General features: G+C 71.2%; 10 protein-coding genes, 1 tRNA gene and 1 pseudogene. 4 read left to right on the forward strand and 8 right to left on the reverse strand.

The features are described from left to right. The first annotated feature begins 74 nt into the window (after positions 1-74). Positions 75-1592: a cellulose binding domain-containing protein gene (locus ACFYUS_RS10545; RefSeq protein WP_388848220.1), complete on the forward strand. Its 1518-nt coding sequence runs from the start codon at positions 75-77 to the stop codon at positions 1590-1592. A gap of 84 nt (positions 1593-1676) precedes the next feature. Here ACFYUS_RS10545 and ACFYUS_RS10550 read toward each other — a convergent pair whose 3' ends face one another. The 6 genes and pseudogenes from ACFYUS_RS10550 to ACFYUS_RS10575 all read right to left on the reverse strand — a co-directional run bounded on the left by ACFYUS_RS10550 (position 1677) and on the right by ACFYUS_RS10575 (position 7383). Next, on the reverse strand, positions 1677-3338 hold the full coding sequence (locus ACFYUS_RS10550; RefSeq protein ID WP_388848223.1) for a bifunctional aspartate transaminase/aspartate 4-decarboxylase: 1662 nt from the start codon (positions 3336-3338) through the stop codon (positions 1677-1679). Positions 3339-3357: 19 nt separating this feature from the next. Beyond that, positions 3358-4320, reverse strand: a pseudogene (locus ACFYUS_RS10555) (aspartate-alanine antiporter); the annotation flags it as partial. Positions 4321-4498: 178 nt separating this feature from the next. Next, positions 4499-4571, reverse strand: a tRNA-His gene (locus tag ACFYUS_RS10560). 117 nt (positions 4572-4688) lie between these two features. After that, positions 4689-5291: an oligoribonuclease gene (orn, locus tag ACFYUS_RS10565; protein WP_388848226.1), complete on the reverse strand. Its 603-nt coding sequence runs from the start codon at positions 5289-5291 to the stop codon at positions 4689-4691. A gap of 126 nt (positions 5292-5417) precedes the next feature. Then, positions 5418-6587, reverse strand: a complete 1170-nt coding sequence (locus ACFYUS_RS10570) for a helix-turn-helix domain-containing protein (RefSeq protein WP_388848229.1) — start codon at positions 6585-6587, stop codon at positions 5418-5420. A gap of 421 nt (positions 6588-7008) precedes the next feature. Continuing rightward, on the reverse strand, positions 7009-7383 hold the full coding sequence (locus ACFYUS_RS10575) for a hypothetical protein (protein WP_388848231.1): 375 nt from the start codon (positions 7381-7383) through the stop codon (positions 7009-7011). Between the two features lie 475 nt (positions 7384-7858). On the opposite strand from ACFYUS_RS10575, the gene ACFYUS_RS10580 reads away from it, so the two are divergent. After that, positions 7859-8380, forward strand: a complete 522-nt coding sequence (locus ACFYUS_RS10580) for a universal stress protein (RefSeq protein ID WP_030493924.1) — start codon at positions 7859-7861, stop codon at positions 8378-8380. Positions 8381-8552: 172 nt separating this feature from the next. Continuing rightward, positions 8553-9116: a GPR1/FUN34/YaaH family transporter gene (locus ACFYUS_RS10585; RefSeq protein ID WP_388848234.1), complete on the forward strand. Its 564-nt coding sequence runs from the start codon at positions 8553-8555 to the stop codon at positions 9114-9116. A gap of 174 nt (positions 9117-9290) precedes the next feature. Here ACFYUS_RS10585 and glmS read toward each other — a convergent pair whose 3' ends face one another. Both glmS and ACFYUS_RS10595 read right to left on the reverse strand, forming a co-directional pair. Then, positions 9291-11108, reverse strand: a complete 1818-nt coding sequence (gene glmS / locus ACFYUS_RS10590; RefSeq protein WP_388848237.1) for a glutamine--fructose-6-phosphate transaminase (isomerizing) — start codon at positions 11106-11108, stop codon at positions 9291-9293. A gap of 58 nt (positions 11109-11166) precedes the next feature. Beyond that, positions 11167-11442, reverse strand: a complete 276-nt coding sequence (locus ACFYUS_RS10595; protein ID WP_030210307.1) for a hypothetical protein — start codon at positions 11440-11442, stop codon at positions 11167-11169. Positions 11443-11648: 206 nt separating this feature from the next. On the opposite strand from ACFYUS_RS10595, the gene ACFYUS_RS10600 reads away from it, so the two are divergent. Further along, complete coding sequence (locus ACFYUS_RS10600) at positions 11649-13271, forward strand: beta-N-acetylhexosaminidase (RefSeq protein WP_388848240.1); 1623 nt, start codon at positions 11649-11651, stop codon at positions 13269-13271. Positions 13272-13280 lie beyond the last annotated feature (9 nt).

Consider the following 13280-nt stretch of genomic DNA (forward strand, 5'->3'; position numbering starts at 1 on the left):
TTTGTCCGTTTCCCGCTCGCTAGCGTGCTGCCGCACCCCACCCCCACCCCCGGCACACCAGAGGCAGGCACGCGATGGGCAGCAGTTCCCACCGGCGCAGGACGAGCACCCGCACCAAGGCCGCCGGCGCGCTCGTCGCGGCCGCCGTCGTCGGCGGCGCCGCCTTCGCGCTCACCGGCACCGCGCAGGCGGCGGGCGTCGGAGCCGCCTACACCCGGACCAGCGCCTGGACCGGCGGCTACACCGGCCAGTACGTCGTCACCAACGGGACGGCCACCACCCAGTCCGACTGGACCCTGGAGTTCGACCTCCCGGCCGGCACCACCATCGGCTCCCTCTGGAACGGCGAGTACACCGTCTCCGGCGGCCACGTCACCGTGAAGCCCGCGAGCTGGAACCGGCAGCTGGCGCCCGGCCGGTCCGTCACCGTCGGCTTCGTCACCTCCGCCACCGGCCAGGCGGGTGACCCCGCCGACTGCCTCATCAACAAGGCGGTCTGCTCCGCCGGAGGCCCCGCCCCCACCCCCAGCGGCCGCCCCACCGGACAGCCCACCGCGACGGCCACCCCGAAGCCGACCGCCACGGCCACCGCGACCGCCACCGCGAGCCCGAAGCCCACCGCCACGGCCACCGCGAAGCCCACCACGGCGCCGACCCCCACCCCCACCGCGACCGCCACGAGCGCCCCCGCCCCCGCCACGGGCGCCCGGTTCGCCCCGTACGTCGACACCTCGCTCTACCCGGCGTACGACCTGCTCGCCACCGCCGACGCCACCGGCGTGAAGGAGTTCAACCTCGCCTTCATCACCTCCGGCGGCTCCTGCGCCCCGCTCTGGGGCGGCGTCACCGACCTGGCGAACGACAGGGTCGCGGCCCAGATCGGCGCCCTGCGCGCCAAGGGCGGTGACGTCCGCGTCTCCTTCGGCGGCGCCGCGGGACACGAGCTGGCCCTGAACTGCTCGACCTCCTCGGCGCTCGCCGCCGCGTACGGCAAGGTCGTCGACCAGTACAAGCTGACCAAGGTCGACTTCGACATCGAGGGCGCGGCCCTGCCCGACACCGCCGCCAACACCCGCCGCTCGCAGGCGATCGCCCAGCTCCAGAAGTCCCACCCGGGCCTGGACGTCTCCTTCACCCTGCCCGTCATGCCCGAGGGCCTCACCCAGCCCGGCGTGGACCTGCTCGCCGACGCGAAGCGGAACGGCGTCCGCGTCGACGCCGTCAACATCATGGCGATGGACTACGGGCCCGCGTACAGCGCCGACATGGGCACGTACGCCGTCCAGGCCGCCACCGCGACCCAGGCCCAGATCAAGGGCGTCCTCGGCCTGACCGACGCGGCCGCCTGGAAGGCCGTCGCCGTCACCCCCATGATCGGCGTCAACGACGTCAGCAGCGAGGTCTTCAAGGTCGAGGACGCCACCCAGCTCGTCGACTTCGCGAAGTCCAAGGGCCTCGGCCGGCTCTCGATGTGGTCCGCGACCCGCGACAAGCAGTGCGCGGCCGGCGCCGTGACCTACGCCGACCCCACCTGCTCCTCGGTCCTCCAGCAGCCGCTGGCCTTCACGAAGGCCTTCGGCACGTACAAGTAGCGGACCCGCCAGTCCCCCCACACCGCGCGCCCCGGTCGGAACCACCCCCACCGCCGACCGGGGCGCGCCCTCCTGTGCGCGGGCTCAGACGACCCGCGTGGCCTTCCACTCCTCCGCGTAGTCGTTGAAGATCGCCCGCAGGTGGTGGCCGATCTTCAGGTAGTCCAGGTAGTCCAGGTCGTCGAGGTTGGCGAGCGAGACGCGGACCGACCACTCGGGGCCGTCGAAGCCGCCGCCGTTCAGCAGCACCACGCTCGTCTGCTCGGCGAGCCGGAACAGCGGCTCGACCGGCTCGTAGTTCTTCTCCAGGAAGTCCGCGAAGTCCTTGCCGTGCACCCGCTCCGCCTCCGCGAGGAGGTCGAGCCCGACGTAGTACCCGGCCCGCTTCGGGTCGTCGGCGATCTTCATCTGAGCGCCTTCGAGGAGCAGGTCGAGGCGCTGCCGCACGATGTCCCGGATCTTGTGCTTGTAGGCCTGGCCCTCCTCCAGCATGGCGAAGAGCGAGAAGAGCGCCATCATCACCTGCTGGGGCAGGGAGAGCCCGGCGGTGTGGTTGAGGGCGACCTGACGGGAGTCGGCGACGAGCCGGTCGATGAAGCGGATCTTCTCCGGTTCCAGGGACAGCGACCCGTACCGCCTGTTCAGGCGGTCCTTCTCCGCCTGCGGAAGCCGCGCGAGCATCTCGTCGACGACGTTGTCGTCGTGCAGGCCGATGACGCCGAGCCGGTGGCCGGTGCAGCCGTAGTGCTTGGAGTACGAGTACACGAGCAGCGTGTTGCGCGGGAGCTCGGCCGCGAGCGAGCGGAAGCCCTCCACGAAGGTGCCGTACACGTCGTCCGTGACGACCAGCAGGTTCGGGTTCGGGCCGGCGACGATGTCCTTGATCTGCTCCGCGACGCGCTCGCTCATCGCCAGGGACGGCGGGTTGGACGGGTTGACGACGCAGACCAGCTTGACCGACGGGTCGGCCGGCTTGGCGACCTCCTCCGTCGGATAGCGCCATTCGCGGACCCCGGTCTCCGCGAAGGAGTTCGCGCTGACGGTGACGACGTCGAACTCGTACGTGTCGAGCGCGGGGATCTCGATGTACGGGGTGAAGACCGGCACCATCAGCGCGATCCGGTCGCCCTTCTTCAGGATCCCGTTCTTCGTCAGGGAGTCGAAGACGTAGCACATCGCGGCCGTGCCGCCCTCGGTCGCGAACAGTGACAGGTTTCCGGCCGGCGGCCGTTTGTCGAACATCTCGTCGTGCACGTAGCCGCGGACGATGTGCTCGGTGTGGGTGAGGATCCGGTCCGGTACGGGGTAGTTGTCGCCGATCGTGCTGTCGGTCAGCTCGTGCACGAACGCGTCCTTGTCGAAGCCGAAGCGCTCGACGGCGTACTCCACGCAGTTCTGCAGCAGTTCGATGCCCGGCAGGTCCGGGTGGCGGCGCGCGAAGGCGTCGAAGCGCTCGGCGGAGCCCCGGAGTTCGGGCATGCCGCCGAGGTTGTCGGCGGTCCACACCCGGCGCGACTCGGAGAGCGAGAAGTGGCCGAGCGCGTAGAAGGCCTCGCGGGGGCCGGTGGCGACCCAGTTCGGGTTGCCGCGGCCCGCGTTGAGCATCTGCGCCTGCGACTTCTCCTTCTGGCCCGGCTTGTCCGCCTGGGCGGCCTGCGCGATCCGGATGAACTCGTCCTTCGGCTCGAACGGCGAGAGCTGCGCGAAGGACTGGATCTCCTGGCGGGTGAACGTGGTCTTGGGCACTGCGACTCCCCTGGGGGCGTTAGTGGTCGAGGATGACGATCACGGCGCCCCAGATGGTCAGCAGGACGTTGCCCACCGCGTAGGGGATCGTGTAGCCGAGGGTCGGGATCTGGGACCTGGACCGCTCGTCGACCGCGCCGATCGCCGCGGTCGTCGTCTGGCCGCCCGCCAGGACGCCCATCAGGATCGGGAAGCGGATCTTCTGCGCGTAGTGGCCCTACAGGAAGCCCACGACCGGCGGGACCACCGTCGCCACCGCGCCCCACACGAGCAGCCCCCAGCCGGCCGTCGACAGGCCGCTGGTGAAGCTCGGACCGGCGTTGATGCCGACGACCGCGACGAACAGGCAGAGGCCGAGGGTGTCCATGGACCACTGGGCGCCCGGCGGCACGTTGCCGTACGTCGGGTACTTGCCGCGGATCCAGCCGAAGACCAGGCCCATGATCAGCGCGCCGCCGGAGGTGGACGGCGAGATCGGGACGCCCGAGACCGTCAGGGCCGGGATGCCGATGCAGCCGCCGAGGAAGATGCCGAGCCCCACCCACAGCATGTCGGTGGCGAACGAGGTCGGCACCGGCTTGCCGATCGCCTTGCCCGCCGGGTCCACAAGGCGCTTCGGGCCGGTCGGGACCACCGTGTCGCCGCGCTCCAGCTTCGTGGAGAGCCGGTACGGGAACTCCGCGCCCGAACGGTAGATCTTGTCGATGTACACGCCGACCATGAAGGGCTCGCGGCGCAGCTCCGCGACCGTCTGCCCGATGTGGGTGCGGGCGTCGAAGTCGATGAGCGAGCCCCGCAGGGCGCTGACGGCGAGCACGTCGCCCGGGCGCGGCACCGTCTGCTGGCTGTGCGCGAGGATCTGCCCCTCGCGCCGCACGCGGGTGATGTAGATCCGGTGCCCGAGCTCCTTCTGCCGGTTCTCGAAGTCGTCGATGGTCCGCCCGGCGAGCGGGGAGTGGTCCATCTCGTACGCGCGCAGGACTCCCACGGACCTCACCCAGCCCGATATGTACGAATAGTGCGAATGTCGGACATAAGGGGAAGCTAACAGCGGGTCGATCGAAGTGGATCAATGGATCGCCCGCACGGGTGAAGGCAAGTGAAGGCATGTGAAAACGGCTCAGGCCCCGGTTCTTTCGAACCGGGGCCTGAGCCATCAGGGTGAGTAACGGGACTCGAACCCGCGACATCCTGGACCACAACCAGGTGCTCTACCAGCTGAGCTATACCCACCACGACCGGCGGTTTCCCCGAAGGTTTCCCTGACCGGCCGAGAAGAAGTCTACAGGGTTCTGGAGGGTGCTCGCGCCACCGTTTTCCGCGGGGGCTTCCGGGGGCGCGAGCGGGGGGTCATTCCGCGGGCACGACGTGGCGGGCCGCGATCTGCTTCGCGGTCTCCGAGTCCGGGCCGGGCTGCGGGACGAAGATCGCCTCGCGGTAGTAGCGCAGCTCGGCGATGGACTCGCGGATGTCGGCGAGCGCCCGGTGGTTGCCGTTCTTCTCCGGACTGTTGAAGTACGCCCTCGGGTACCAGCGGCGGGCCAGCTCCTTGACCGAGGAGACATCGACGATCCGGTAGTGCAGGTGGTTCTCCAGGGCGGGCATGTCGCGCGCGAGGAAGCCGCGGTCCGTCGAGACCGAGTTCCCGCACAGCGGCGCCTTGCCCGGCTCCTTGACGTGCTCGCGGATGTACGCGAGGACCTGGGCCTCCGCGTCGGCGAGCGTGGTGCCCTCGGCGAGCGCGTCGAGCAGCCCGGACTTCGTGTGCATCTCGCGCACGATGGCCGGCATGGTCTCCAGGGCCGCGTCCGGTGGGCGGATCACGATGTCCACGCCTTCGCCGAGCACGTTCAGTTCCGAGTCGGTGACCAGCGCGGCCACCTCGATGAGTGCGTCGTCCGTCAGCGAGAGCCCGGTCATCTCGCAGTCGATCCACACCATGCGATCGTTCATGCGTCCTACCTTAGGGGGCCTGAGGGCCTTCCGGCCCGCCTCGGGGAGGCCGACGGGCCCCCGGGGGAGGTGTCCCCGGGGGCCCGTCGGTCCTGCGTTCCACCGCTTGTGGCGGCGGCGGTCCGGTTACGGCGCGCTGCGCTGGCCCGGGAGGCCGGGCAGGGCCGGCCGGCCGGGGGCGTAGACGTCCGACGGGGGCTTGCCCGGCTCCAGCGGCCTGCGGAGCCCCGCCGTGCCCTGCGCGGGCACCGCGACCTCGAGCACCGCCGTACCGGCCTCGCCCTGCGGCCGCCGCGCGCGGTACGCCGCACGGTAGGCGGCCGGCGAGGAGCCCAGCTGGCGCCGGAAGTGGCCGCGCAGCGCCACCGGCGAGCGGAAGCCGCACCGGCCCGCGACCTCGTCGACCGAGTAGTCGGAGGTCTCCAGGAGCCGCTGCGCCTGGAGCACCCGCTGGGTGATCAGCCACTGGAGCGGGGCCGAGCCCGTCAGCGAGCGGAACCGGCGGTCGAAGGTCCGCCGTGACATGTAGGCGCGGGCGGCGAGCGTCTCCACGTCGAACTGCTCGTGGAGGTGCTCAAGGGCCCAGGCGACGACCTCGGCCAGCGGGTCGGCGCCGATCTCCTCGGGTAAAGACCTGTCGAGGTAGCGCTCCTGACCGCCGCTGCGCCGCGGCGGGACGACCAGTCGGCGCGCCAGGGCGCCCGCGGCCTCCGTGCCGTGGTCGGTCCGCACGATGTGCAGACACAGATCGATTCCGGCCGCGGTGCCGGCGGAGGTCAGCACGTCCCCGTCGTCGACGAAGAGCTCCCGCGGGTCCACGTGGACCGACGGGTAGCGCTTGGCGAGCGTCGGCGCGTACATCCAGTGCGTCGTCGCCGGACGGCCGTCGAGCAGGCCGGCCGCGGCGAGCACGAACGCACCCGTGCACAGTCCGACGATCCGTGCGCCCTCCTCGTGGGCCCGGCGCAGCGCTTCGAGCGCCTCCGGCGGTGGCGGAGAGGTGATCGACCGCCAGGCCGGGACGACGACGGTCCCGGCGCGGCTGATCGCCTCCAGGCCGTACGGCGCGGTGAGTTCGAGCCCGCCCGTGGTCCGCAGGGGGCCTTCCTCGCCGGCGCAGACCAGCAGCCGGTAGCGGGGCACGCCGGCGTCCTGCCGGTCGATGCCGAACACGGAGAGCGGGATGGAGCTCTCGAAGATGGGGCCGCCGCTGAACAGCAGCACCGCGACGACTTCGCGACGGCGGCGCCCGGACAGCTTCCGTGCGGCCTCCGGTGCGGCGGAGTCCTGGCTCATGACGCTAAGCCCCCCTCGGTGTTCGCGTCTCCCTGGTCGTGTCGCTCCTGCACGTTTCCCCTCGGTTTTGCACGAGACCCCAGTCTTCGGTACCCATGATCGAATCTACTGTGTCCCGTGGCGCCGGCGTGACAAGTTCTCCATCCGGCAGATTGTCGACAAGGCAACTTGGCGTGAAGCGATCGATCGCGAAGTCTTGCGTCCGGCGGCCGCCGGAGAGAGGGGTGCGGCGCCGAACACCCCCGTACGCGGGGGGTGTGGGCCCTCGGAGCGGGTCTTTCGCGGCTGTCGACACAGGGGTTGGCCAATCGTTCCGCCAAGGACTCGCCGATGGCCGGAAGTTGGCTGAAAACGTATGGGGTCGGGTGTACGAACCTGTCAACTCGAAGAGGGTCTGGTAGGGCTCCGGGCCCTCCGGAGGCTAGTTCCGGCGCCTCGGGCGGACCGTCTCGGCGCGCAGCCCGCGCTCCGAGCGGCGCAGCAGCAGCCGGCAGGCCGCCGTCACCGAGACGAGCCCGAGCGCGGCGCCGCCGGCCCCGCCGAGCGAGGTGCCGTAGACGATGAGCACCACGGGGACGAGCGCACAGCAGAAGACCGCCCAGCGGACGACGTCACCGGCCTGCTCCGCCGCGTCCTCGCCCGTACCCGTGACCGCCCCCGCCGTCCTCTCCTCCGGCTCCGTGTCGGCGGCCGGGGGGAGGGCGGGTTCCCGGCGGCGGCCGCGGGGCGCGCCGAGCGCGAGGGTGGGGGCGGGGGCGGCGGAGGTCTGGCCGGCGGCGGTCGATGGTGCGGGCACGGGCGGTCTCCCTGCGACGGTGGGGCGGGACTATGGCGGCGGTGGGGCGGGACTGCGGCGACGGTGGGGCGGGACTACGGCGGCGGTGGGGCGGATCCGGGGCGATGACGGGGCGGATCCGCGGTGACGGACGGGGCGGATCCGCGACGACGGCGGACTGGACCTGTGGCAACGAGGAGCGGAACGTTCCGGTCACTCTCGGCGACGTCCGTTTGGCCCCCGTACGGACGCCTGTAGGGCACATCCGGCATTGCCAGATCGCGAACCCCTCGTGCATGCTCCCTGGAACGCCGCGTGCGAGCGGCGGGCACACCGGGAGCGGCACGGCGGGCTCTGGGCAGGAGAGGAGTGTCGCCGTACCCTTGGGGGTATGGGCTTGGGAAGATGATTCCCGGACACAGCTCCGCCGCCACCCGTCGTTCGTCCCCTCCTTTCCCCGTCCCTTCCCACGAGGACTTCCTTCGCCGAGACACCGATGGCCGGTCACGAATTCCCCGAACCCGCGGACCGCAAGCGCGTCGCCGATTCCACGGTCGACCCCCTCGCGGTAGAACAGCCACGTCATGCCTGCGACCCGGCCTTCCGGCACGGGGTGGTCGTCGGCTTCGACGGTTCCATGTCCAGTGAGCGCGCCCTCGCGTACGCCATCGGCATGGCCCGCCGCTCCGGATCGGGCCTGATCATCGTGCATGTGGCCAACCGGCTGCCCACCACGGTGTGGGCAGGCTGCGAGCCGCCGGTCTTCGTCGACGTGCCCGACCACCGCACCGAGGTCCTCGGTCTGGAGCTGGCCTGCGCCGACCACCTCTCCGAGGTGCCGTGGATCCTGGTCGAGCGCGGCGGGGACATCTGCCACGAGCTGGAGGAGGTCGGCCGGGAGTACTCGGCCGACGCGATCGTGGTCGGCTCCACGCACGGGATCGTCGGCCGGATCTTCGGCTCGGTCGCCGGCCGTCTCGCGCGCCGCGCGCAGCGGCCCGTCATCGTCATCCCGTAGCCCCGGGCGCCCCGGGCGGCCCCACGCCCCGTCAGGTCCCTCCCTCAACTGCCGTCATCCGGCCATAAATTCGGCCTTCCTCAGGTGAATTGTGCGCTTGTGAAGGGTACATAAAGGTCACCGGAACACAGCAGCTCACGCAGGACAACTGCACACCTGAAGGGAGCCCGCCGTGAACAACGAAGTCGCCGCGGGAAACACCACCTCCACGCTCGGCAACCTGGCACTCGGACTGACCCTGCTGGCCTTCGGCCTGGGCGGAACCGGTGTCATCGACAACGTCGCGGCAGCGGATGCCGCGGGTCTCGCCACCTGGGTCGGCGGCGTGACGCTCTTCCTCGTCGGACTGCTCGCCCTGCGCGCGGGCGACAAGGGCGAGGGCACGGCGTACGCGGCGCTCGGCGCCTTCTGGTTCACCTGGGGCAGCGGCGCGGGCGGGCACGCCTCGGCCGACGCCATGGGGCTCTTCCTGCTCCTGTGGGCGCTCCTCGCGCTCACGCTGACGATGGCGTCCGCGGGCAGCGGACTCTTCGGACAGGGCGTGTACGGGCTGCTGTTCGTCGCGCTGCTGCTGGGCGGCATCGGCGCCCTCGCCGACAACGGCGGCCTCGGGAAGGCGGCCGGCTGGGTCGCCGCCGTCGCGGGTCTGGTCGCCTGGTACGGCGCCACGGCCGCGGTCGCCGGCTGGCCGACGGCCCTGCGCCGCGCGGGCGGCAGCGCCCCGGCCGCGGGCTGATCACCACGGCCGCGGGCTGAACACCACGGAGAAGACAGCGGTCCCCGTGCACGGGAGGTGTGTGCACGGGGACCGCTGCTGTGTCCGGCCGAGGCTCCGGGGGACAGGCCCGGAGGGGCGCGGCGTCCGGGGGACAGGCCCGGGCGCCGCGCCTCGGCCGCGACGATGGGGGGATTACTCGACGGTGACGGACTTCGCCAGGTTGCGCGGCTTGTCGATGTCACGGCCCATGGCGAGCGCCGTGTGGTAGGCGAGGAGCTGGAGCGGGATGCCCATGAGGATCGGGTCCAGCTCGTCCTCGTTCTTCGGGACGACGATGGTGTGGTCGGCCTTCGCCTGCGGCTGGTGCGCGACCGCGAGGATGCGGCCGCTGCGGGCCTTGATCTCCTCCAGGGCGGCGCGGTTCTTCTCGAGCAGGTCGTCGTCGGGGACGATCGCGACGGTCGGCAGGGCCGGCTCGATGAGGGCGAGCGGGCCGTGCTTCAGCTCGGAGGCCGGGTACGCCTCGGCGTGGATGTAGGAGATCTCCTTCAGCTTGAGGGAGGCCTCCAGGGCGACCGGGTAGCCGCGGACACGGCCGATGAACATCATCGACTGGGCGCCGGCGTACTCCGCGGCGATCTCCTTGATCTGGTCCTCGGTCTTGAGGATCTCCTCGATCTGCGAGGGCAGCTTGCGCAGGCCCTCGATGATCCGCTTGCCGTCGGTGACGGACAGGTCGCGGATGCGGCCCAGGTGCAGGGCGAGCAGCGCGAAGGCGGTGACCGTGTTGGTGAAGCACTTGGTGGAGACGACGCAGACCTCGGGGCCGGCGTGGACGTACATGCCGCCGTCGGCCTCGCGGGCGATGGCGGAGCCGACGACGTTGACGACGCCGAGGACGCGGGCGCCCTTCCGCTTGAGCTCCTGGACGGCGGCGAGCACGTCGTAGGTCTCACCGGACTGGGAGACGGCGATGTAGAGGGTGTCGGGGTCCACGACCGGGTTGCGGTAGCGGAACTCCGAGGCCGGCTCGGCGTCGGCGGGGATGCGGGCCATGGACTCGATGAGCCCGGCGCCGATGAGGCCGGCGTGGTACGAGGTGCCGCAGCCGAGGATCTTGATGCGGCGGATGGTGCGGGCCTCGCGCGGGTCGAGGTTCAGGCCGCCCAGGTGCACGGTGGAGAAGCGGTCGTCGATCCGGCCGCGCAGCACGCGGTCGACCGCGTCGGGCTGCTCGGAGATCTCCTTGTGCATGTACGTGTCGTGGCCGCCCATGTCGTAGGAGGCGGCCTCCCACTCGACGGTCTCGGGGGTGGCCGTGGTGGAGGCGCCCGAGGTCGTGTAGGTGCGGAAGTCGTCGGCCTTGAGGGTGGCCATCTCGCCGTCGTTCAGGGTGACGACCTGGCGGGTGTGGGCGATCAGGGCGGCGACGTCGGAGGCGACGAGCATCTCCTTCTCGCCGATGCCGAGGATGACCGGGGAGCCGTTGCGGGCCACCACGATGCGGTCGTTGAAGTCGGCGTGCATCACGGCGATGCCGTAGGTGCCCTCGATGAGCTTGAGCGCGTCGCGGACCTTCTGCTCGAGGGTGTCGGCCTCGGAGCGCGCGATGAGGTGGGTGATGACCTCGGTGTCCGTCTCGGAGGCGAAGACGACGCCGTCGGCCTCCAGCTTGGCGCGGAGCTCCTGGGCGTTGTCCACGATGCCGTTGTGGACGACCGCGACCTTGTTCTCGGGGTCGAGGTGCGGGTGCGAGTTGATGTCGCTCGGGGCGCCGTGCGTGGCCCAGCGGGTGTGGGCGATGCCGGTGGTGCCGGTGAAGCGCTTGGGGACCTTGGCCTCCAGGTCGCGGACGCGGCCCTTGGCCTTGACCACCTTCAGGCCGGTGGCCTTCGGGCTGGTGACGACCATGCCGGCCGAGTCGTAGCCGCGGTACTCCAGGCGGGCCAGGCCCTCAAGGAGCAGCGGGGCGACGTCACGCTTACCGATGTAACCGACGATTCCGCACATAAAGGTGAAACCCCTCCAGGTTGGTGGATGTACTCGGACGCCCTCGGGCGTGCTGCGCTCAGCCGTAGACGATGCGGCGCAGCTGCCGGAGCGAGAGCTCCGGTGGCGCCACCGCCCGGTGGGGCAGCTCCGCCGCGATCCGTTCGAAGATCTCGGCGTTCACCGCGCCGCCGGACTGCAGCTCGCGGTGGCGGCGGCGGACGAACTCCTCGGTCGTCTCGTCGAAGTACGCCAGCACGTCGAGCACCACCCGGGCGGCCTCACCGCGCTGGAGCGCGGTGCTGCGGACCAGGTGGTCGATGAGGTCGTCGTGCGACGGGCGGCGTTCGAGCACCCGTGAATACTGAGGGGTGATCCGGCCCCTTCGCAAGAATCCTGCCCGAAATCGGGCAGGGGGGTCATGATGCGCCCACTCTTCCGGCCCCTTGGTCCATACCTTGCACCCGCGGAAGGTGCGCGGTACGCATGGCTACCAAGGGGATATACACAACGACGGAACGTGCCGATCACCCGAAGGGGAGCCCGCCTGTGAGACAGCGCATGACGATTCCGCGCCTGATCGGATCCCTGCTCCTGTTCGCGACCGCCGGAATCGGCTGCGGCGAGGCAGCCGCCGACGGCGACGACGCCAAGGCGCCCGGCAGGGCCGCCGCCGAGCCCGAGGTGCGCCCGCTCGGCCGCATCGTGCCCGTACCCGCCTCCGTCACCCCCGAGGGCGAGCCCTACACCCTCACCGCCGCCACCCGCATCGGCATCGACGAGACCTCCGGCGCGTCCCGGGCCATCGGCCGCTACCTCGCCGGGCTCCTCAGCCCCGCCACCGGCTTCCCGCTGCCCGTCGTCGACGACAGCGCCGCCGGCCACGGCATCCGGCTCCGCCTCGCCCCCGACGAGACCGGCCTCGGCGACGAGGGCTACCGGCTCGTCTCCGGACCCGAGGGCCTCACCCTCACCGCCCGCGAACCCGCCGGCCTCTTCCGCGGCGTCCAGACCGTGCGCCAGCAGCTCCCGTCCTCCATCGAGAGCAAGAGCGTCCAGCAGGGCCCCTGGAAGATCGCGGGCGGCACCGTCACCGACACCCCGCGCTACGCCTACCGGGGCGCGATGCTCGACGTCGCCCGCCACTTCTTCACGGTCGACGAGGTGAAGCGGTACATCGACCAGCTCGCCCTCTACAAGGTCAACACCCTCCACCTGCACCTCTCCGACGACCAGGGCTGGCGCATCGCCATCGACTCCCGCCCCCTGCTCACCACCCACGGCGGCTCCACCGAGGTCGGCGGCGGCCCCGGCGGCTTCTACACCAAGGCGCAGTACCGGGAGATCGTCGAGTACGCCGCCTCCCGCTACCAGGAGGTCATCCCCGAGATCGACATGCCCGGCCACACCAACGCCGCGCTGGCCTCCTACGCCGAGCTGACCTGCGACGGCGTCGCCCCGCCCCTCTACACCGGCACCAAGGTCGGCTTCAGCTCCCTGTGCGTGCCCAAGACCGCCACGTACGACTTCGTCGACGACGTCGTCCGGGAGATCGCCGCCCTCACCCCCGGCCGCTACCTCCACATCGGCGGCGACGAGGCCCACTCCACCAGCCGCGACGACTACGTGACCTTCATGAACAAGGTCCAGCCGATCGTCGCCAAGTACGGCAAGACCGTCATCGGCTGGCACCAGCTGACCGGCGCCACCCCCGCGAAGGGCGCCCTCGTCCAGTACTGGGGCCTCGACCGCACCCCCGCCGAGGAGAAGGAGCGCGTCGCCGCCGCCGCGCAGAACGGCACGGGCCTGATCCTCTCCCCGGCCGACCGCAGCTACCTCGACATGAAGTACACGAAGGACACCAAGCTCGGCCTCGCCTGGGCGGGCTACGTCGAGGTCCGCCGTTCCTACGACTGGAACCCCTCCACCTACCTCCCCGGCGCCCCCGCGGACTCCGTCCGCGGCATCGAGGCCCCCCTCTGGACCGAGACCCTCGCCACCACCGGCGACCTCGACGTCATGGCCTTCCCCCGCCTCCCCGGCATCGCCGAACTCGGCTGGTCCCCGGCCTCCACCCACGACTGGGACACCTACAAGGAGCGCCTCGCCGAACAGGCGCCGCGCTTCGACGCCCTCGGCATCACCTGGTACCGCTCACCGGAGGTGCCCTGGCCGGCGGAGTGACCGGTACGT

The sequence above is a fragment of the Streptomyces sp. NPDC004284 genome (genome assembly GCF_042874035.1).
Classification (GTDB): domain Bacteria; phylum Actinomycetota; class Actinomycetes; order Streptomycetales; family Streptomycetaceae; genus Streptomyces.